The organism is Ferruginibacter sp. SUN002 (genome assembly GCF_050611725.1).
In the GTDB taxonomy this organism is placed as follows: domain Bacteria; phylum Bacteroidota; class Bacteroidia; order Chitinophagales; family Chitinophagaceae; genus Ferruginibacter.
Genome location: NZ_JBODJB010000001.1, coordinates 1,378,681 through 1,400,720 on the forward strand (window position 1 = coordinate 1,378,681; position 22,040 = coordinate 1,400,720).

Sequence of the window (22,040 nt, forward strand, 5' to 3'; positions counted from 1 at the left end):
CTGGTCTATTTATAAAAATCCGTGAACATCTATCTAGTCCGTGTCATCCGTGTTCGACAAAAAAATCCGATATGTAACACGAAGAATTAACTGAGAAAATCATAAAGGCATTTTATAAAGTTTACAATACTTTGGGTTTTGGCTTTTTAGAAAAGGTTTATCAAAACGCTTTGTTTTATGAATTGGTTGAAGCCGGATTAATTGTTGAAAGACAAAAACAAATTAAAGTTTATTATTTTAGTAAGAATATCGGGGAGTATTATGCGGATTTAGTTGTAGATGATTTAGTGATTCTTGAATTAAAGGCGCATGAATGTTTATTAGTGGAACATGAAAACCAACTGGTGAATTATTTAAAAGCAACGGATAGGGAAGTTGGATTACTTTTAAATTTTGGAAAGAAACCAGAAATACGCAGAAAAATATTTGACAACGATAAAAAACTACTGCTGTGATACAATAGAAATATTAAAATGAAAGATCCATTTTAATCCGTTCTATCCGTGTCATCCGTGTTCCAAAAAAAATGATAGAATCATCTTCTTTATACAACGAAGACCTGGCACCTGTTTTACCTAACGAGCGTAAATGGGGCACGTGGAATTATGCGGCGTTATGGATAAGCATGAGCTTATGTATTCCAACTTATATGTTGGCAAGTTCCCTGATTGAAGGAGGAATGAATTGGTGGCAATCCATCCTCACAATTTTCATTGCAAATACGATCGTTTTAATTCCCATGATCTTGAATGGCCATGCAGGCGCTAAGTACGGAATACCATTTCCTGTTTTAGCTAGAGCAAGTTTTGGAACAAGCGGAGCAAATATTCCTGCAATACTAAGAGCAATTGTTGCCTGCGGTTGGTTCGGTATTCAAACATGGATCGGAGGTAAAGCAATTTACTATTTAATAAGAGTGTGGTTTCCATCAATGTCTGAGACTTTGATCAGTGGCGCATTTCCGCATGCTGTTCCATTTGCATGTTTCCTTGCTTTCTGGGCTTTGAATATGTTGGTCGTTTACCTTGGGGTAGAAAGCATTAGAAAATTATTAGTATTCAAAGCTTTCTTTTTACCATTAGCGGCATTAGCATTATTGTTATGGGCAATTTCAGCGGCAGATGGCTTGGGTGCAATTTTAAGTCAACCTTCAAGATTCGCAGACACAGGTTCTTTCTTCAAATTTTTTTTTCCTGCATTGACAGGCATGGTTGGCTTTTGGGCAACACTCTCTTTAAATATTCCTGACTTTACACGTTATGCAAAAAGTCAGAAAGCGCAAATAAACGGACAGGCATTAGGCTTACCAACATCAATGACGTTCTTTGCTTTTGTTGGTGTCGTTGTAACTTCTGCAACTACAATTGTATTCGGTACAACTATTTGGGATCCTGTTGTGCTTGCCGGAAAATTTGAAAGTAAAGTAGTGGTAAGTTTTGCAATGATCGCTATTGCCATATCTACCTTAGCAACAAATATTGCAGCAAATATTGTTAGTCCTGCAAATGATTTTGCAAACCTTGCACCCAAGAAGATCAATTTTACAATGGGTGGTTTTATTACCGGCATTATAGGTTTGCTCATCTTCCCATGGAAATTAGCGGAAGATCCAAGCGGATATATTTTTACATGGTTGGTTGGTTACTCAAGTTTATTGGGTCCAATAGGTGGCATCATGATCGCTGATTATTATTTTATAAAAAAGCAACAATTAGATGTTGATGATCTCTATAATCCAAAAGGCAGATACAGTTTTTCAAGTGGGTTTAATCGAAATGCAGTGATAGCTTTGTTGGTAGGTATTTTACCAAATGTGCCTGGGTTTTTATTGCAGATAAAAGTTATATCTGCTACAGCTTTTCCAGAATGGATTTCTCATTTATATAGTTATGCATGGTTCGTAGGATTTTTTGTTAGCGGAATTGTTTATTTACTGTTGATGAGAAAGAAATAATTCGCTAAATTTAATACTCAAAAAAAAATATGTCAGTATTAATAAAGAACGGAAGAATTGTTACAGCAACAGATGATTATGTTGCGGATATTTTCATCGAAGGTGAAACCATTTCTGCCATAGGGAAAAATTTATCGGTGAAAGCGGATAAAGAAATCGATGCTGCCGGCAAATTAGTAATGCCTGGTGGTATTGATCCGCATGTGCATCTGGATATGCCTTTCATGGGTACATTCAGCAGCGATAGTTACGAGACAGGTACAAGAGCTGCATTATATGGCGGCACTACAACCGTTATAGATTTCATCTTACAAACACAAGGTAAAAGCTTACAGTCGGCATTAGACGAATGGAATGGCAGAGCCAATGGTACTGCTGTGGGTGATTATAGTTTTCATATGGCTGTGACTGATTTTAATGATGAAACTAAAAAGGAAATAAAAACTTTCATCGAACAACATGGCATCACCTCTTTCAAAACCTTTATGGCGTATAAAGGTGCGTTGATGATCGATGACAGACAGATGATTGGTTTGATGGAAGAAGTGAAAGCGAATGGTGGTTTGATAAATGTTCATGCTACCAATGGCGATATGATCGATTACCTTGTTCAGAAACACAGAAGCGAAGGTAAATTGTCTCCGTTATATCATTATTTATCGCAACCAGAAATAACTGAAGCAGAAGCAAGCGAACGTTTTGTGGATATGGCAAGTTATACCGGTTGTCCGGGTTATATAGTTCACCTGACTTGCGAAGGGGCTTTGAACGCAGTGCGTAATGCAACCCGTCGTAATCAGAAAATGTTTGTAGAAACTTGCATACAATATTTAATTATTGACGCTTCATTATACGAACAGGAAGATGGTGCTAAATGGGTGATGAGTCCACCATTGAGAGAGAAGAAAGACCAGGCTACGTTGTGGGCAGGCATCAATCAAGGCATTGTGAATGTGGTAGCAACAGATCATTGTCCGTTTATGTGGGAACAAAAATTAATGGGCAAAGATGATTTTAGCAAAATACCGAACGGGCATCCTGCAATAGAAAACAGAATGGAATTATTATTCAGCGAAGGTGTTGCTAAAGGGAAAATCACATTGAATAAATATGTAGAAGTTGCAAGTACAAATGCTGCAAAAATATTCGGTATGTTCCCACGCAAAGGAACGATTGCAGTTGGTAGCGATGCTGATATAGTAATTTTTGATCCGAAAGAAAAGCATACGTTGTCTGCAAAGACTCACCACATGAATGTTGATTACAGTGGTTATGAAGGATGGGAATTAACAGGTAAAGTAAAAACTGTTCTATTAAGAGGACAGGTTGCGATCGATAATAATGATTGTAAAGTTCCAAAAGGATACGGACAATTTATAAAACGTAATAAAGTAAGTCAAATAATTTGATGATTTGAAAATTTGAAGATGAGCAGAGTTTTATAATTTGAAAGTTCATTTCCAAATCTCCAAATCATCAAATCTCCAAATCGAGAGCAGATGAATAAAACAAGACTAGAAGCATTCAGTGATGGAGTTATAGCGATCATTATCACGATAATGGTTTTGGAAATGAGGGCACCGGAAGGAACGAGTTGGGTTGAAGTAAAACCTTTGGTACCGAAATTTATTTGCTACGGGTTGAGTTTTTTATTTGTTGCAATTTATTGGGGAAACCATCATCATTTGGTTCACACAGTAAAGAGAGTGACACCGGGAATTATGTGGGCTAATATGAATTTGTTGTTTTGGTTATCTCTTATACCTTTTGCAACAGCATGGATGGGAGAAAATCATTTTGAAAGAATTACGGTTGCAGCTTATGCAGTGTTGGCTTTGTTTTGCGGAGCGTCATATACAATACTGGAAAAACAAATAATTAAGCATTACGATGAATCGCCAGAGTTTAAGTCAACTTTAGGAAGAAGAAAGTTTAAAGCGTTTGCATCAATCATTTTGTATTCACTAGCGATACCGGTTGCGTTGTTTGTAAATCCGGTGATATCAGGTTGTTTGTTTTTAGCTGTTTCGATCATGTGGCTGATACCGGAAAGTAGTATTGCAAAAGTGATAGAGAAAAAATGATGAATAAAGTTTTGAAAGCAGAAGTGAGTGATCCTTCTTTCATCAGGATAAACTCCATGATGATGCCATGAAAAACTAAAGTTGGTAACATAAAATTGTAAAACATAATCTTCCAGTCACCCCTTTAGGGGACGGGGGCAAAAAATAAATTATGCCAAGAATTATTAAATCAGGATTAATTCAAGTGTCGCTTCCAATGACGGAAGGAGAAGGAACCATTCCCGAAATTATGGAAGCAATGGTGCAAAAACATATTCCATTGATTGAAGAGGCCGGCAGACAAGGCGTTCAAATACTTTGTTTTCAGGAAATTTTCAATACGCCATATTTCTGTCCGGGGCAAGATGCTAAATGGTATGCAAGTGCTGAAACGATTCCTGGTCCTACAACAGAGCGTATGCAGGAATATGCAAAGAAGTACAATATGGTGATCATTGTTCCGATCTATGAAAAAGAACAAGCAGGTGTGTTGTATAATTCTGCTGCGGTGATCGATGCTGATGGAACTTATTTAGGCAAGTATAGAAAAAATCACATACCCCATACCGGTGGTTTTTGGGAGAAATTTTTCTTCAAGCCAGGTAATTTAGGTTATCCTGTTTTTCAAACGAAGTATGCAAAAATTGGCGTGTACATTTGTTACGATCGTCACTTTCCTGATGGTGCAAGATGTTTGGGATTGAATGGTGCTGAGATCGTTTACAATCCTTCTGCAACAACAGTTGGTCAATCGCAATATTTGTGGAAGTTAGAGCAGCCTGCACATGCAGTGGCTAATGGCAATTTCTGGGGATGCATCAATCGTGTTGGTACAGAAGCTCCGTGGAATCACGGAAAGTTTTATGGGAATTCGTATTTTGTAAACCCGCTTGGAGAAATCATTGCTTGCGGATCGGAAGATAAAGATGAATTGATCGTTGCTGAATTTGATTTGGATCTGATAGAACAGGTTAGAAGTAAATGGCAATTCTTCAGAGACAGAAGACCCGAGACTTACGGTGAAATTGTAAAGCTTTAACCCCATCCCCTAAAGGGGGGTTATTTGAAGAGAATAATTTTGGCGAAGCTGTAAAATGAAAAATAGAAAAGGATATTAATTATAAGCGCTCCATCACTCCCCTTTAGGGGACGGGGCAAAAATTTACGTTATGATAAAAAACAACCGTTTAACACCCGAGCAGTATGCAGAGAATTTCAGCGACATTCATCCGCCGTTTGATTCATACACTGCTGCATTAGTTGATGCTAACCGTTGCTTATTTTGCTACGATGCACCATGTACAAAAAGTTGCCCGACGGGCATCAATGTTCCTAAATTTATTAAGCAGATAACCACTGAAAATATTAAGGGGTCAGCGCATACAATTTTGTCGAGTAATATTATGGGAGCAAGCTGCAGTAAAGTTTGTCCGGTAGAAAAATTATGCGAAGGTGCTTGTGTGTATAATTTTGTAGAACACGAAGCTGTTATACCGATTGCTAAACTGCAACGTTACAGTACAGAAATTGCTATGAAAAATAACTGGCAATTATTTGATCGCAAACCAAGCAATGGTAAAAAAGTGGCGGTGATTGGTGCCGGTCCTGCAGGTTTAAGTTGCGCTCATGTATTATCACGTGAAGGCATAGATGTAACTGTTTACGAAAAAGAAGCAAAAGGCGGCGGGTTGATGACCTACGGTATTGCTGCTTATAAAGTAACACCGGGATTTTGTGAAGAAGAAGTAGACTATATCTTAGGCATCGGTGGAATTGAAATAAAATATAAACAAGAATTAGGAAAAGATATTCAATTAGCTGATCTGCAAAAACAATACGATGCAGTGTATCTGGCGATTGGTGTTGGTTTAGCTCGTCAGTTAGAAATTCCCGGGGAACATTTAGAAGGTGTTGAAGATGCCATCTCATTTATCTACAATCTTCGTAGCAATGATTATAGCAAAATACCTGTGGGAGATAAAGTTGCAGTAATTGGTATGGGTATGACAGCGATTGATGCTGCAACACAAGCAAAACGTTTAGGTGCGAAAGAAGTAACCATGTTGTATCGTCGTACCGAAGCTGAAAAACCTTGTACTGATGTTGAATTGGATATTGCTAAATTAGATGGCTGTCAGGTGATCTGGTTGGCAGCTCCTAAAGAAATCAAAGGTGATGGTAAAGTGAATGAAATTGTTTGCAGTGTAATGAAATTAGGAGAACCTGATGCAAGCGGTAGAAGAAGCCCTGTTGATACCGGCGAAATTTTTTCTTTAGCAGTTGATATGGTGATTAAAGCTGCAGGACAAATGCCTTTCGAAGAGCTAATTAAAAATAGCGGCATAGATAACAAAGGCGGTAAAGTAACAGTAAGTGATAAAGCTGTGTCAAGCGTTGCCGGTGTATTTGCAGGTGGTGATTGTGTGAATGGTGGTAAAGAAGTGGTGGATGCGGTTCAAGCGGGTAAAGATGGTGCAGCAGCGATCATTAAACATCTTGGGTTATAGCCCCCATCCCCCAAAGGGGAGTTATTCAAAGAGAATAATTTTATTTAAATATTTTTAAATTTCGATGAAAATAATAAACTAAAAACTTTAACACTCTAGTTCCCCTTTAGGGGATAGGGGCAAATATTAATTTATGGCAGATATATCATCAAATTTCCTCGGTATCAAATCTCCAAACCCATTTTGGTTAGCGAGTGCACCACCAACAGATAAAAAAATAAATGTAGTTCGTGCTTTCGAAGCAGGCTGGGGTGGCGTAGTATGGAAAACCTTGGGTAGCCAGGTAAAGAATGTTTCTTCACGTTACTCTGCGGTTAATTTTAACGGCGGACGAGTAATGGGCTTTAATAATATTGAGTTGATCAGTGATCGTCCTTTGGATATAAATCTTAGAGAAATTACTGAAGTGGTAAAAATGTTCCCCGATAGAGCAATGATCGTTTCTCTGATGGCTGATAATAACCGTACTGCATGGCATGAGTTAATTAAGAAATGTGAAGATGCCGGCGCCATGGGTTTTGAATTGAACTTCGGTTGCCCTCATGGTATGACAGAACGTGGTATGGGTGCGGCTGTAGGACAAGATCCTGAAATTGCCGGCATGGTAGTAGAATGGGTGATGGAAAAAGCAACAATCCCGGTTATTACCAAACTTACACCAAACGTGCACTCTCCAGTACCTACAGGAATTAAATGTGTGCAGGCAGGTAGTAATGCATTGTCTTTGATCAATACTATACAATCTGTTACCGGAATTAACTTGGATACACTTGTGCCAAACCCTTATGTAGCGGGCAAGTCAGTTTTTGGTGGTTATTGCGGTCCTGCAGTAAAACCAATTGCTTTAAAAATGTTGACTACCATCAGCCAGGATCCAATTACTTCTAAAGTGCCGATTTCGGGTATAGGTGGCGTTAGTACTTGGAAAGATGCTGTAGAGTTCATGCTATTAGGTGCATCTAACGTACAAGTATGTACGGCTGCAATGAAACATGGTTTTAGAATTGTAGAAGATATGTGCGAAGGCTTGAATAACTGGATGGATGAAAAAGGCTACAAAAAATTGGATGACTTCATCGGAAAATCAGTTGAAAAAATAACGCATTGGGAAGATCTTGATATCAACTATCACCACATTGCCAATATCAACCAGGATAAATGTATTCACTGTGGTTTGTGTTATATCGCTTGCGAAGACACATCTCATCAATCTATCAATTTAGAATTTGGCAAGCCTTATAATAAATACACCATCAAAGAAGAAGAGTGCGTTGGCTGTAATCTTTGTCAGTTAATGTGCCCAGTTGACGATTGTATCACCATGGTAGAACATAGAGTAGCGCCGGATTACGTGAACTGGAAAATGTGGCAGGAAGAAGGTCGTCCTTTAAATGATCATTAATATTTTTTGTAACAAGCTGTAGTGCTACTATTAAGCATAGTTGTGTCACTCACTTGTACGGCATACCAATATTGAACTTTTCTCTTAAGGTCGACCAGCTTCTACTGCTAGTCGACCTTTTTTAAAATTTGATTTATGAAAATTAACGCAACTCGCCTTCAACAACATTTTGAAGCAATGAGTCTCATTGGTAAGATCGGTGAAACCGGTACCAATCGTCCTGCACATTCTCCAACAGAAAAAGAAGGATTTAAAATTGCTGCTTCATGGATGGAAGAAGCCGGCATGAAAACACGTATCGATAATTTTGGAAATTTGATCGGAAGATTAGAAGGGAAGAATCCTGAATTACCTGTATTAATGATGGGCTCTCATTTAGATTCTCAACCTTATGGTGGAAGATTTGATGGGGTAGCAGGTGTGCTATGTGCAATTGAAGTTGTAAAAACATTATCAGAAAATAATATCACTCCAGAAAGGAGTATTGAAGTCGTTTCTTTTGCAGATGAAGAAGGTTGGCGTTTTAATAAAGGTTTATATGGCTCCAAAGGAATGTTTGGAAGATTGGATCCGGATGATATTGAAAGAAAAGATAAAGACGGTATTTCTCGTCGGCAAGCATTGATAGATTTTGGATGTGATCCAACCAAATCAAAAGAAGATGAATACAAACCCGGAAGTGTTTTTTGCTTTTTGGAACTACATATTGAACAAGGGCCGGTATTAGATGTTGCTAATAAACCAATCGGCATTGTATCAGGTATCTCAGGGCCATTATGGCAAACACTAAAATTAAAAGGCATGGCCGGTCATGCAGGCTCTGTACCAATGCACATGCGTAAAGATGCATTGGTGGGTGCTGCAGAAGTTATTATTGCTTTAAATGAAATTGCCACACAGATCCCCGGAGCACCAACGGTAGGAACAGTTGGCACACTCAATGTTTTTCCTGCATCAAGAAATATCATTCCTGAAGAAGTAACATTAACCTTAGATCTTCGTGATATTGATCTTGAACGCAGACATCGTTACGAAAAACAATTGCTGGATAAAATAGAAGCCATCACAAAAAAACATCAACTTACTTATACTATATCTGAAGATACAAACAGCGAACCACGCTATTGTGCTGATTGGATCAAAGCAATCATCAAAGATGAATGCGATAAATTAAATTTGGAAGCCCCTGAATTAATGAGCGGTCCATTTCATGATGCATTAGTACTTTCTTACGTTTGCGATTATGCAATGATCTTTGTTAAAAGCAGAGATGGTATCAGTCATAATCCGTTGGAATACTCTTCTTACGAAGATCTGGCTTTAGGAACAGAAGTGTTGTACGGTACGGTTTTGCAAATACTTAAGAAGTAATCTGCTTTGCGAAATAATTTTCTTACTAACTTGCACAAAAGGAAATTATTTGAAAATACTATTTTATAGAAGCGTTGTTTTTATGCATATGCTTATATTTTTTTGTATAAGCTCATTCAATTTGCATGCTCAAACTACTACCGGTGTATGGAAAGGTGTTCTGATCAATGACAGCACTAAGTATGAGAGTCCTTTCGAAATAGTTATCACAGAAAGAAATGGTTTTGTAAGAGGTTACTCATACGTTAGTTATAACGGTCAGGCCCCGGTGCTAAAAAAAGTAAAAATTCTTTTCAGAAAGAATAATATAGCATTGGAAGATATTGCTACTGTACTTGATGATAGTAGTTTTAATGATATTCAAAAGACAAGCATTACTTATGCAACTGCTATAACAGGCCCGGGAGAGATCAATGGTATTTGGAAAACCGTTCGATTAAAATCCGGAAGAAATGCAAATGGTAGTCTTGTTTTAAATAAAGTTGATGATTTCAGAGAAACGGAAATTTACAAACAGCTTGAAAATTTAAAACTTGATAAGGATCTGTCTTTTAATAAACGAGATCCTGAACCTGAAGAATTAGTAGATCTTGCTAAAATTGAAGTTACACCTGCTATCGGAATACCATTCAATGCAAGCCTGCTTAGGGAAATGCCCAATAAGATCATTGCGTCAAAGCGTACACCTATCATAAATCTTAAAGAAGCCGTTGCTGTTATTTACGAAAAAAAGATCGATACACCTGTTGTAGCAGTTGTGGAGAAAAAAGTTCAGGCACCACCGCCACCGGTTGTTAAAAAGGAGCCGGTAGTTGTTGCAGCAAAACCTCCTGCACCGCCACCTCCCGTAGCTGTAGTAGAGAAAAAAGTTCAGGCACCACCGCCACCGGTTGTTAAAAAGGAGCCGATAGTAGTTGCAGCAAAACCTCCTGCACCGCCACCTCCTGTAGCTGTAGTAGAGAAAAAAGTTCAGGCACCACCGCCGGTTGTTAAAAAGGAATACCCAGTGCAGGTATTTGTTCCTCCGGCAAATGGAGTAGCAACAGAAATTGCCGGCAGAAAAACATCAATCGGACAATCGGTAGAATTTGAGTCCGACAGTTTGATAGTGACTTTGTATGATAACGGAGAAGTAGATGGTGATACTGTAAGTGTATTAATGAATGGGAATGTTATTTTTTCAAAAGCAGGACTATCTACTAGGCCTACACGAAAAACAATTTATATTACGTCTGCTATGCCTGATACTTTAACACTTGTAATGTATGCAGAGAATCTTGGAAGTTTACCCCCTAACACAGGGTTACTGGTAATAAAAGATGGCGAAAAAATATATGAACTACGTTTTAGTGCAGATCTTAAAACGAATGCTGCGATCATATTGAGAAGGAAACTTCTACAATGATCAAACTTCTAGCACTTTCTCCATTTGCATACTGCGTGAACCTTTTACAAGTATACCGGTATTTTCAAAATGTTGTTTTGTAAACCATTCTTTGGCTTCGATCGAAGTAGAAAAATTTGTATATGGATTAACTATCTTCCCAAAGTCGCCACCAACAAGTACAACATTTTTCCATTTGTAAGCATTAATTAGCCGAATCACAGATTCGTGTTCTGCAATACTTTCCTCACCTAATTCCATCATTCCTCCCAATATCAATACTTTTTCGGGGGTAGCCATTTTCGCAAAATTTTCGATGGCTGCCTTCATGCTCGTTGGGTTTGCATTATAGGCATCTAAGATTATTTTATTAGTCCCTCTTTCAATTAATTGCGATCTGCTGTTCGATGGAACATAATGCTCCAACGCTATTTTGATCTTATCATCTTGAACTTTAAAATATTTTCCAACAGCCACTGCCAATAATACATTTGGAAGATTGTATTCGCCAACAAGATTGGTTTGTATATTTTTAATGCTACTGCCTTTTGTAATGGTTACATCTAAAAATTCTTTGCTGATATTTGCTGAGCCTATAATGTCCGCATCAACAGTTCCATAAGTTTTTACTGTTTTGATCCCTGTACTCATTTCAATCAAATAATCATAATCATTCATGATAAATGCTATGCCATTATTTTTTCGTAAATAATCAAACAATTCGCCTTTGCCTTTCCTTACACCCTCAATACCACCAAAACCTTCAAGATGTGCTTTGCCACAATTAGTAATGACCCCATGTGTAGGCATTGTATAGTCGCAATACGATTCAATTTCTTTTTGATGATTGGCCCCCATTTCTATCACCGCTATTTCAGCATCTTTTTTTATGGAGAGTAAGGTAAGCGGTATGCCTATATGATTATTCAGATTACCTTTTGTTGTGTAAGTGATATAAGATGCTGACAATACCTGATGCACTAATTCTTTACTGGTTGTTTTACCATTGCTTCCTGTTATAGCGATAAAGGGAATATTGAATTGTTGCCTGTGGTATTTAGCTAATGCCTGCAATGTTTCCAATACATCGGCTACTTTAATTAATCTTGCATCCGTGCTATCATCAGCTATTTCATCAACAATTGCGTAAGCGGCACCAGCATTTAAAGCATTTTGGGCAAACAGATTACCGTTAAAGTTTTCCCCTTTCAGGGCAAAGAACAGATCACCTTTTTGTAATTTTCTCGTATCTGTTTGTATAGATGGGTGTTCAAGAAATATCTTGTATAGTGCTTCAATTTGCATGTGTCAAAAATAAGATAGAAAGCAGAATATTCTATAAATAAAAAGCTCCCCTCAACATGTTGAGGGGAGCTTTTTAAAATATCGGCCGGTTATTTATTTATAACTCGTTTTTCTTTTGCTTGTTTGTCTGCGTTTACCGAAGATGTTACCTTCCTTAAATCCTGGGCCTTCCGGTGGACCTAAGTAAGTTTGAGCACAACGGAAACCAATAGTGCTTGAAGATTGATATTCTTCCAAGAATCTACGAGCACCAGGAGATAACCAGTAAGCTCTATCGTTCCAGCTACCACCTTTGAATACTCTTGAACTATCGCTGATCAAAGTAGTAACACCATATTGATAGAATGAACCACTTAATGAATCACCATCCATAAAGCCTAATGCGTTATTGTGTTGGTAGTTTCTTCTGTTTTTAGATTCTTCATCACTTACATCAACTTTTTTCAACATACCCATGCTATCTCTTTTGAAAGTCCCGTTTTCTTTATAGAACTTCTGGAATTTGTTACCACGGAAATAGTTGAAGTCTTCCGCATCTGAAGGAGTTAAAGGACGATAAACATCCGCTACCCACTCACTAACGTTACCGCTCATGTTATATAAACCAAATGCATTTGGATAGAAAGCTTTGATATTACCAGGAATTGCAGAACGGTCATTCAAACCACCGGCAACACCCATGTTATCACCACTACCACGTTTAAAGTTAGCCAGGAATTTACCTTGCCATGTACCTCTGCGGTTATCTCTTAATCCGTTAGGGTTTTTGCTCCAAGAATAAATTTGTTGATTAGACAATAACTCTTCACCACTTTTACTTTCTTTCTTACGTGGGTTAGGGTTTTGTGCAACGATACCATATGCTGCATATTCCCATTCAGCTTCACTTGGTAAACGATAGCCCATATTCAGGATACCATCTTCCATTTTAACTACTGTACGAGCTTTTCCGCTTACGTCTTTACCGGCAGTTTTAGATTTGCCTTTATTTTGTATAAGATCCGGGCTCATTAGGTAGGTTTCGGTATTGAAAGATTTTCCTCCTTCGCCTCCGGTACCACCTTGTTTCATTTCTTGTTTAGCAAAATCTTTTTTAAGGAATCCTTTTTGTATCAATTTCAATTCATTCACCCTGTCTGTTCTCCAGATAGAGAAGTCATGCGCTTGTCTCCAGTTTACACCAACTACAGGATAGTAGTTATAAGATGGGTATCTGAAATAATATTCTACATAAGGTTCGTTATACGCCAGTTCTTCTCTCCAGCAAAGTGTGTCTGGAAGCGCTTTTTGCATGATCGTTGAATCATTATCAAATGTGTTGGATAACCAGTAAATGTACTCACGGTAATGTACGTTGGCTACCTCTGTTTCGTCAATAAAGAATGAAGGAACTGTAACACGACGAGGAACATTGTTCCAGTCACCCATTACATCCTCATCTTTAGCACCCATTACAAAAGTACCACCTTGTACAAATACCAAACCAGGGCCGGCTTTAGGATACTTAATTTTTGATACATGGTAATTACCCATGTTCTTGTCATCGTATGACCAGCCTGTCACAGATGATTTCTCTTTCTTATTAGATTTACAAGAGATAAGACTTGTTACCGCAATCCCTGCAATCATTAGGGATTTCACGGAAATTAATTTTTGCATGTGCATTAGATTTGCCATTATTGCTTAACGCAGTGGTTTATAAAATATTGTATTCAAATTTTACAGTTGCGAATATAAATGTTTTAGGTGAAATTACTGAAAACGGTAAGTTTTTTATTTATGCAAACGATATTTTAACATAAAATTGTAAGCAATGAGGCCATGCAACGAAATCCACTTTCAATCAGTCTTTATTAAACACAAACAATAACAAAATGCCTTATTTCGTTATATGTTTGGATATCTATAATTATTATGTGTATTTTTTACACATTTAATTTTTGGATTTAACCCAAAATCGGCTATTTTTGAAAAAATTACCCGGAACGAAACAATGAGAATCAATAAATAGTTCTATCTTGTTTCTCCGTTTTAAAATTGGTTGATTTATTATTTCACTTAAAACAAAAAACATCTACGTTATTTGAGAATATGTCTACCCTTATTTAAGACAAAAAAATACGCATGAAAAGAGCAAAATCAAGACTAACGGGCTTATTAATGTTAGTTTTAACCTCAGGTGTGGCAAGTGCACAGCAGTCCAATGTTATTAATGTAGTTACTTCTGCAGTTCCTTTTTTGAGAATTTCTCCGGATGCTCGTAGTGGCGGTATGGGTGATGTTGGCATTGCTACAGCTCCCGATGCCAGTTCAGGTTTCTGGAATCTGGCCAAAACACCGTTTAATACTATGCCGGGTGGTATCTGTCTTACCTATACTCCTTGGTTAAAAGATCTTGGTCTGAATGATGTAAACCTGATCACTGCAGGAGGGTATTATAAACTAGATGATATTCAAGCTGTTACAGCTTCAATCAGATACTTCAATCTTGGTAACATCCAGTTCACCGATTTTTTGGGTAACGAGTTAGGCTCTTTCCGCCCTCGTGAATTTTCGGTAGACGCCGGTTATTCAAGAAAACTATCCTCTAAATTAGGATTGGGTATTGCGTTGCGTTACATTAACTCACGTTTGGCAAGCGGCGACCCCAATAATAGCGGTACTTCTTACAAACCGGGTTCTACTGTTGCTGCCGACCTTAGTTTGTTTCATACAAGTGGAAAAGAAGACGGTAGTGGTTTAAATTATGGCTTGGCTTTAACCAACCTCGGTGGTAAAATATCCTACACAAATGACGCTACTCAAAAAGATTATATTCCTGCTAACCTTGGTTTAGGTGTAGCCTATACTAAAGTAGTAGATGAGGCAAATAAAATAACTTTTGGTTTGGATGTACATAAATTACTGGTTCCAACACCACCACTTACAACCGGCGATGATGCTGTTGATCAGGCTAATTTAGATAAATACAGAAATCAAGGAGTTGTGAGCAGTTGGTTTAAATCATTTGGAGATGCTCCAAATGGATTTAGCGAAGAATTGAAAGAATTTCAAATATCTGCGGGTGCCGAATACTGGTATAATAATCAATTCGCACTAAGGGCTGGTTATTTTTACGAAAACCCAACGAAAGGTAATCGTAAATACTTCACTTTAGGAGCAGGGTTAAAGTACAATATGTTTGGATTGAATTTCTCTTACTTATTGCCTTCAGGTAATGGTACAAACCGTAATCCTTTATCGAATACACTTAGATTTAGTTTGATGTTTGATTTTGACGGAAGCGGAGGAACAACAACCACTACTGCAACTCCAACAAAATAATTGACTGAAAATATTTTAACGAAGGGATTGATTCATATCAATCCCTTTTTTATTGAATTGCTTGTAACCAATACATACATTTGCAAATAATCTTAATAAACAATTAAACAATGAATATACGAATTGGCTTTGGCATAGATTTCCATCAAATGGTTGAGGGTAGAGAGTTTTGGTTAGGCGGCATATTGATACCACATACCAAAGGTGCATTAGGGCATAGTGATGCAGATGTATTACTTCATGCGATTTGTGATGCAATGCTTGGAGCTGCCTGCCTTGGAGATATTGGCGTACATTTTCCGGATACGGACCCTTCTTTAAAAAATATTGATAGCAAAATATTATTAAAAAAGAGTGCTGAATTAATTAATAAAGCCGGTTATTCAATAGGCAATATTGATAGTACGCTTTGTTTACAAGCACCTAAAATAAAAGAGTATGTTCCAAAAATGCAACAGGTAATCGCTGATATACTTTCGTTACAAATAACAGATGTTTCAATAAAAGCAACCACAACCGAAAAGATGGGATTTGTTGGCAGGGAAGAAGGCGTAGTGGCATATGCAACAATCTTATTACAAAAGATATAGTACACTGTTAAAATATTTTATACTGCATTAATTCCTTACTACATCATTACCTTTGCCACCATGCAAACTGTAACAATAAAAATTGTCAATCGATCAGATAATCCTTTGCCGACCTATTCAACATCGGGTTCTGCAGGAATGGATATAAGAGCTGACTTAAAAGACCCAATCACTTTGGAGCCATTACAAAGATGCTTGGTACCAACAGGTTTATTTATTGAATTACCTCACGGATACGAAGCACAGATCAGACCGAGAAGCGGACTAGCGATCAATCAGGGCATTACCTGTTTAAATACACCCGGCACAATTGATAGCGATTACAGAGGAGAAGTAAAAGTTATCCTGATAAATCTCAGTGCAGAACAACATATCATTAGTCATGGAGACAGAATTGCTCAGATGGTGATCAATAAAGTAGAAACAGCACAGTTATTGCTTGTTGAAGAATTGAGCGATAGTATAAGAGCCGAAGGAGGCTTTGGACATACAGGTAAAAATTGATATTATATTAACGATAGATACATGAGAAATATACTTTTAGTTACCACAGTGATAATGGCAGGCATTTTTTTTACAAGCTGCCGTTCTGCAAAAAAGATTCAGACAGCTATTAATAAGAAGGATTCTTCAACAGTTGTGATTACCAATCCGGTAGTAAATGATTCTGCATTGTTTGTTAAACAAACAATGGATACACTCAAGAGCAAGTATATCGATTACAAAACATTTGCCGCAAAAGTAAAAGTAGAGTATGAAGACAGTAAAGGTAAGCAACCTAACGTAACCGCATATGTGCATATTATTAAAGACAGTGTAGTTTGGGTTTCCATGTATGCCACTATTTTTAATATTGAGGCTTTCAGGGTATTGATAACAAAAGACAGTGTTTTTTTAGTTGATAAGATAAACAAAGAAGTGCAATTGCGGTCTCTGGATTATTTACAGGAAATAACCGCTATTCCGTTTGATTTTACAACCCTGCAAGATCTGCTGGTAGGTAATCCGATCTTTATGAGTGATAGCCTTGTTTCGTATCGAAAAACAGATGATCGGCTTTTACTTGCTTCCGTAGGACAATACTTCAAACACCTGCTCACACTTGATACAAACAATGTTGTGTTGCACAGTAAACTCGATGATGTTGATATTACCAGAAACAGAACAGCTGATATTACCTATGATGAATATGAAAATAAAGAAGGTGTTAACTTTTCTACCTTCAGAGAAATTACTGTATCTGAAAAAAATAAATTAGATATACAGCTTAAATATAAGCAGTATGAGTTTAACAAAGATTTGTCAGTTTCTTTCAACATCCCCAAGAACTATAAACGCAAATAAGCATTAACTTTAATTATACACAGCCTGTTAGTTATTCTTTACTTTATTGTAAATGATGAGGTAGTATTTTTGAACAACTCTAAATTTTACAAATGCTGAAATTCATTTTATCCGCCTTGATAGTTGTACTGACAATATCCGGTACAATGGCTCAGCCTCCTAAAACCAAAGAGCAGCTTGACCTTGAAAAACAACGTCAGGATATTAAAAAAGAAATAGAGCAAACACAGAAGCAATTAGATAAGATCAATAAATCTACTAAAGTAAATTTAGGAGAGCTTGCATTGATCAAAAAGAAACTCGACCTTCAAAACAGTGTGATAGAAAATATCAATCGTGATATTAATTTACTTGATAATAATATTTATCGTTCTCAAAAAGACATTAGAAAACTTACATTATTGCTTGATACTTTAAAAAAGGAATATGCAAAGAGTATGGTGTATGCTTACAAGAACAGAAGTAATTCCGATTTTTTAAATTTTATTTTTTCAGCTTCAAGTTTTAATGATGCTGTTAAACGTGTGGCTTATTTAAAAAGTTACAGGGCATACAGAGAAATGCAGGGAGAGAATATTATACGTACGCAAAATCTTTTACGTGGAAGAGTTGAGGAATTAAATGGAACAAAACTTAAAAAAGGTGAAACACTCGAATTACAAAGTAAAGAGTTAACAGTTTTAGCAGATGAAAAACAACAGAAAAATCTTGCTGTATCAAAACTGCAAAGCCAGAGCAAGGAATTGAATGCACATATTGCAGCATCGAAAAAGAAAATGTCGAAAGTGAGTGCTGCCATTGCTGCAGCTATTGAAAGAGCAAGAAAAGAAGCAATCGCAGAAGCTGCAAGGATAGCTGCGGCTAATAAGCCTCCCGTTGTGGCTACTATTACAAAACCTCCTACCACAACCAGCGGAACAAAGCCTCCAAAAATCAAAACAACTCCTGTTAAGCAGAGTGTATTGCTTGCATCTGCAGCCGATGTTAAATTGAATGCAAGTTTTGAGAGCAATAGAGGTTCGCTGCCGTGGCCGGTTGATAAAGGTTATGTAATGGTACATTTCGGAAGACAAAAATTAGAAGGAACCAATGTGGAGGTTAACAACCCCGGCATCACCATCGGTAGTGATATTGGCTCTGCTGTAAAAGCAATCTTTGATGGTGAGGTTACCATGGTTCAGAGTATTGATAATATGCAGATCGTTATCATCAAGCATGGTAAATATTTCAGTACCTATAGCAATCTTAGTGGCGTAACTGTAACTCGAGGACAGACGGTACGTACAGGTCAGGTTTTAGGAAGGGTAGCTGCGAATGATGAAGGCATCGGATCTATGGATCTCATCACCAGCAATGAAACAAGTAATGTCAATCCTGAGAGCTGGTTAAAATAATAATAATTCGTTTATCCGTTAATTACTCTTTCGTATAATTTTTCGTACTGTGGTACTATGTTGGCGATGTCGAATTTTTTAGCCTGCATCAATGCATTGTGCTTAAACTGTTTGAAGGTTTCATCATCCTTAAAGATCTTCAGTGCATTGTTACACATATCTTCAATGTCGCCAACATTGCTCATGTAGCCGGAGTATCCGTTGATTATGATCTCGGGCAACCCGCCTGCATTGGTAGAAATAACAGGCACTTCTGCTGCCATGGCTTCTAAAGCTGCCAACCCGAAACTTTCGTATTCGCTTGGTAATAAAAATAGATCAGCAATGGGTAATATATCTTCCATTTGCTCTTGCTTACCTAAGAACTTAATATTTTCTGCCGAAACACAATCCCTGCAAATGCTTTCTACATAAGGCCTTTCAGGGCCATCTCCAAGCAATAAAAGTTTAGAAGGAATCTTTTGATTGATCAACATAAAAGTTCTTACAACATCATCTACCCGTTTTACTTTTCTGAAATTACTGGCATGCACAATTATTTTTTCGCCATTTGGAGAAATTAATTTTTTAAATGCATCTACGGGTTTTCTGTGAAAACGATCTACATCAACAAAATTGTGTATCACTTCAATATCTTTCGTGACCACAAAATTTTTGTAAGTCTCATCTTTTAAATTATCAGATACCGCAGTCAACACATCACTTTCGTTCATAGAAAAAGTAACCACCGGACTATATGTTTTATCTCTTCCCACCAAAGTAATATCGGTACCATGCAGGGTTGTGATCACGGGAATGCGTTTTCCTTCTTTCAATAAAATTTGTTTGGCCATATATGCAGCTGCTGCATGTGGTATTGCATAATGCACATGTAACAATTGTATATCATGATTAGTGATCACATCCACCATTGTACTTGCCAATGCTGTTTCGTAAGGTGGATAGTCAAACAAAGGATAGGTTGGTACCCTTACTTCGTGATAAAAAATGTTCGCATGAAAACCGCTTAATCTAACCGGCTGCTGATAAGTAATAAAATGTATGCTGTGACCCTTATCGGCCAATGCTTTTCCTAATTCAGTAGCTAACACACCGCTACCACCAAAGGTGGGGTAGCAAACAATCGCAATATTCATATTCATTCTTTTGTAGGGTGCAATTTACCACTTATTGTAACAGCGGTTGTCAAATTATAATTAAATTGCATGAAATATTTTTTATATGGATGATATACAGGTAACCGAACTGAAGCCAAAGAAGGTGAGTAAGTTTAAAAGATTTCTGCGCTGGTTGTTGCTCATTATAGTTGTTGCTGGATCATTGATGATCTGGTGGAAATATTTCTATGTCTTCGGCGAAGGTGTAAAATCCGGCGAGTTGAATTATGTTGTAAAAAAGGGAAATCTTTTTAAAACCTTTGAAGGAAAGTTGATACAATCCGGTATCAGATCAAAAGCTGCAGGTTCTATACAATCATATGAATTTGAATTTTCCATTACCAATGATAGTATTGCAAATGTATTAATGAATAACAGTGGAAAATATTTTGATCTGCATTACAAAGAATATAAAGGAACCGTGCCTTGGAGAGGTTACACTAAATACATTGTTGATGAAATTCGATTGATGAAAGAGATAGAAAGGTAATGCTACGCTTGTAATAAAAATATGACCGGCTTTTTATGAAAGTCGGTTTTTTCTTTTCGCCACTCACTTACAGTTTTTGTTTTTATGTATTCGTTGGCAGCAGTTAACTCTGCGGCAATGCAAATTTTTGTATTGGATTTACAGGTTTTCAATAATGTTTCAATTAATTGATTGTTTCGGTAAGGGGTTTCAATAAAGATCTGTGCACTGTGTTTTTTTTCGGAATACAGTTCCAACTCTTTGATCGTTTTTATTCTTTCGTTATGGTCGATTGGAAGATAACCAACAAATTGAAACTGTTGCCCGTTCATACCACTTGCCATTAAAGCTAGTAAAATAGAACTTGGTCCCACTAAGGGTTTTATAAGGGCATTCAATTCGTGGGCAGCTTCTATCAATATTTGTCCGGGGTCGGCAATGCCGGGGCAACCTGCTTCACTGATGATAGCAATATTTTTTCCTTCTTTCAGCTTTTGTTTAAAATTATTGACTTGCTCTTCTTCGGCCTTATGTATAGCAAACCATTCATAATCGTCGATGACGATCGCTTTATCCATGCTTTTTAAAAATCGTCTTGCGGTGCGTTCATTTTCTGCAAAAATTACCTGACATTTTTTTACTGCATCAATAATATATAAAGGAATGGTATTGGTTGCAGTTTCATCTAAAACACAGGGTACTAAATAAACTTCAGGCATCATTTGTTAATCTTTTTTGGCATTATACAAACTTAAAGTAGCGGCAATTACAGCATAGCTTGGAGCTAATATCCAACCAACAAATAAAATCAAATGCATCAGATAAAAAACAATGCCGTTACCTATTGCAAGTCCTTTGTGTTTTCCAATAAAAGCAATGCTTTGTGAGGTAGAAAGTTTATTTCTTTCGCAACTGTAATCAAGCATGGCAAAGCCAAGGTAATAACATTCAACCAGCAGTGCTATCAATGGAGTAAACCATCCTATAAGTGGAATAAAAGAAAGAATTAAAATTGAAACGGTATATACCGTTTGCCATAAAGCATTTCTCAATGCAAGTCTAACGCCTCTGATAATGTCTTTCAACAATTGACGGAAACTAAACGGAAAATCTTTTCCTTCAATAATGGCTTCTGTTTTTTCGCTCAGGTAGGCAAAAAGCGGTGAGCCGATGATGAGAAATAAATATTTAAACAAAGAGAAATACAGCAATAACAAAATGAGCTGTAAAATTATTTGACCAAAAATGAACAGAAACTTGAGCCAGCTTTCTCCCATAGTGATCATCCATTTTTTTGCTCCGGTTGCCGATAACAAATAGTCAATGGCCTCACCACTGCTTTGCCAAAAGAAATACATACCAACACAGAATAAAATAGCGTATAAAATGCCGGGAATCAGTATCCATTTCCACAAACGGTGCTTTACAATGAATCGATGAGCTTGTAAATAGGATTGTATGGCAATAATGATCTCTTTAAGCATTATAGGTAAAGGCTTCGGGGTTAATGTATTGACTGGTATGCAAATTAAGCTATTGTGAGCAATGTTTATATAGTCGGCTATGTACAAAATTGAGCAATAATTCCGAATAAATACTTGCATTTGTCAAACACAAGAAGTAATTTTATAACACCTCAAAAAGAATTGTAACAAACTTCTTCTAAATGTCTCAAGCAAGATTGAGCATCTGTATCTAAGAATTCTTACTCTAATGAAAAGCTATGCTTTAGGTAGTCGTATCCGTAAGATCTGTGTCTCCTTATGGTTATGATTC

General features: G+C 37.1%; 19 protein-coding genes and 1 pseudogene. 15 read left to right on the plus strand and 5 right to left on the minus strand.

Translation table 11 applies throughout. From position 1 onward, the window contains the following. Positions 1-95: 95 nt before the first annotated feature. The 9 genes and pseudogenes from ACQ33O_RS06090 to ACQ33O_RS06130 all read left to right on the plus strand — a co-directional run. Positions 96-455: pseudogene (locus ACQ33O_RS06090) on the plus strand (GxxExxY protein); the annotation flags it as partial. Between the two features lie 71 nt (positions 456-526). Further along, positions 527-1,954, plus strand: a complete 1,428-nt coding sequence (locus ACQ33O_RS06095; RefSeq protein ID WP_430994674.1) for an NCS1 family nucleobase:cation symporter-1 — start codon at positions 527-529, stop codon at positions 1,952-1,954. 29 nt (positions 1,955-1,983) lie between these two features. Continuing rightward, positions 1,984-3,363, plus strand: a complete 1,380-nt coding sequence (gene hydA, locus ACQ33O_RS06100; protein ID WP_430994675.1) for a dihydropyrimidinase — start codon at positions 1,984-1,986, stop codon at positions 3,361-3,363. Positions 3,364-3,453: 90 nt separating this feature from the next. Further along, positions 3,454-4,038: a TMEM175 family protein gene (locus ACQ33O_RS06105; protein WP_430994676.1), complete on the plus strand. Its 585-nt coding sequence runs from the start codon at positions 3,454-3,456 to the stop codon at positions 4,036-4,038. A gap of 151 nt (positions 4,039-4,189) precedes the next feature. Then, positions 4,190-5,056 carry a nitrilase-related carbon-nitrogen hydrolase gene (locus ACQ33O_RS06110; RefSeq protein WP_430994677.1) on the plus strand — a complete coding sequence of 289 codons (867 nt, stop codon included), beginning with the start codon at positions 4,190-4,192 and terminating at the stop codon, positions 5,054-5,056. A gap of 130 nt (positions 5,057-5,186) precedes the next feature. After that, entirely contained in the window at positions 5,187-6,524 is a 1,338-nt protein-coding gene (locus ACQ33O_RS06115; protein ID WP_430994678.1) for an NAD(P)-dependent oxidoreductase, read from the plus strand. Positions 6,525-6,657: 133 nt separating this feature from the next. Beyond that, on the plus strand, positions 6,658-7,926 hold the full coding sequence (gene preA, locus ACQ33O_RS06120) for an NAD-dependent dihydropyrimidine dehydrogenase subunit PreA (RefSeq protein WP_430994679.1): 1,269 nt from the start codon (positions 6,658-6,660) through the stop codon (positions 7,924-7,926). 135 nt (positions 7,927-8,061) lie between these two features. Next, a complete protein-coding gene (locus ACQ33O_RS06125; RefSeq protein WP_430994680.1) occupies positions 8,062-9,297 on the plus strand; it encodes a M20 family metallo-hydrolase in 1,236 nt (411 codons plus the stop codon). Between the two features lie 88 nt (positions 9,298-9,385). Next, a complete protein-coding gene (locus ACQ33O_RS06130) occupies positions 9,386-10,702 on the plus strand; it encodes a hypothetical protein (RefSeq protein WP_430994681.1) in 1,317 nt (438 codons plus the stop codon). Here ACQ33O_RS06130 and ACQ33O_RS06135 read toward each other — a convergent pair whose 3' ends face one another. Beyond that, a complete protein-coding gene (locus ACQ33O_RS06135; protein ID WP_430994682.1) occupies positions 10,703-11,986 on the minus strand; it encodes a UDP-N-acetylmuramoyl-tripeptide--D-alanyl-D-alanine ligase in 1,284 nt (427 codons plus the stop codon). A 93-nt stretch (positions 11,987-12,079) separates the two neighbouring features. Continuing rightward, the gene (locus tag ACQ33O_RS06140) at positions 12,080-13,627 is read right to left on the minus strand and encodes an SUMF1/EgtB/PvdO family nonheme iron enzyme (protein WP_430994683.1); all 1,548 of its coding nucleotides are present in this window, start codon (positions 13,625-13,627) and stop codon (positions 12,080-12,082) included. A gap of 483 nt (positions 13,628-14,110) precedes the next feature. Between ACQ33O_RS06140 and porV the strand changes: the two genes are divergently transcribed. The 5 genes from porV (at position 14,111) to ACQ33O_RS06165 (ending at position 18,638) form a co-directional block, all read left to right on the plus strand. Beyond that, positions 14,111-15,310 carry a type IX secretion system outer membrane channel protein PorV gene (gene porV, locus ACQ33O_RS06145; protein WP_430994684.1) on the plus strand — a complete coding sequence of 400 codons (1,200 nt, stop codon included), beginning with the start codon at positions 14,111-14,113 and terminating at the stop codon, positions 15,308-15,310. Positions 15,311-15,420: 110 nt separating this feature from the next. Beyond that, positions 15,421-15,900, plus strand: coding sequence for a 2-C-methyl-D-erythritol 2,4-cyclodiphosphate synthase (ispF, locus tag ACQ33O_RS06150; RefSeq protein WP_430994685.1), 480 nt, complete (start codon positions 15,421-15,423; stop codon positions 15,898-15,900). A 60-nt stretch (positions 15,901-15,960) separates the two neighbouring features. Further along, entirely contained in the window at positions 15,961-16,404 is a 444-nt protein-coding gene (gene dut / locus ACQ33O_RS06155; RefSeq protein WP_430994686.1) for a dUTP diphosphatase, read from the plus strand. Positions 16,405-16,425: 21 nt separating this feature from the next. Next, complete coding sequence (locus ACQ33O_RS06160; RefSeq protein ID WP_430994687.1) at positions 16,426-17,244, plus strand: DUF4292 domain-containing protein; 819 nt, start codon at positions 16,426-16,428, stop codon at positions 17,242-17,244. A 92-nt stretch (positions 17,245-17,336) separates the two neighbouring features. Then, positions 17,337-18,638 (plus strand): murein hydrolase activator EnvC family protein, encoded by a 1,302-nt coding sequence (locus ACQ33O_RS06165; RefSeq protein WP_430994688.1) that lies wholly within the window; start codon positions 17,337-17,339, stop codon positions 18,636-18,638. 11 nt (positions 18,639-18,649) lie between these two features. Here ACQ33O_RS06165 and bshA read toward each other — a convergent pair whose 3' ends face one another. Next, complete coding sequence (gene bshA, locus ACQ33O_RS06170) at positions 18,650-19,774, minus strand: N-acetyl-alpha-D-glucosaminyl L-malate synthase BshA (RefSeq protein ID WP_430994689.1); 1,125 nt, start codon at positions 19,772-19,774, stop codon at positions 18,650-18,652. A gap of 85 nt (positions 19,775-19,859) precedes the next feature. On the opposite strand from bshA, the gene ACQ33O_RS06175 reads away from it, so the two are divergent. Then, entirely contained in the window at positions 19,860-20,285 is a 426-nt protein-coding gene (locus tag ACQ33O_RS06175; RefSeq protein WP_430994690.1) for a hypothetical protein, read from the plus strand. Between the two features lie 2 nt (positions 20,286-20,287). On the opposite strand, the gene ACQ33O_RS06180 is transcribed toward ACQ33O_RS06175, so the two are convergent. Both ACQ33O_RS06180 and ACQ33O_RS06185 read right to left on the minus strand, forming a co-directional pair. After that, entirely contained in the window at positions 20,288-20,986 is a 699-nt protein-coding gene (locus ACQ33O_RS06180; RefSeq protein WP_430994691.1) for an SAM-dependent methyltransferase, read from the minus strand. Between the two features lie 3 nt (positions 20,987-20,989). Next, on the minus strand, positions 20,990-21,748 hold the full coding sequence (locus ACQ33O_RS06185; RefSeq protein WP_430994692.1) for an EI24 domain-containing protein: 759 nt from the start codon (positions 21,746-21,748) through the stop codon (positions 20,990-20,992). Positions 21,749-22,040 lie beyond the last annotated feature (292 nt).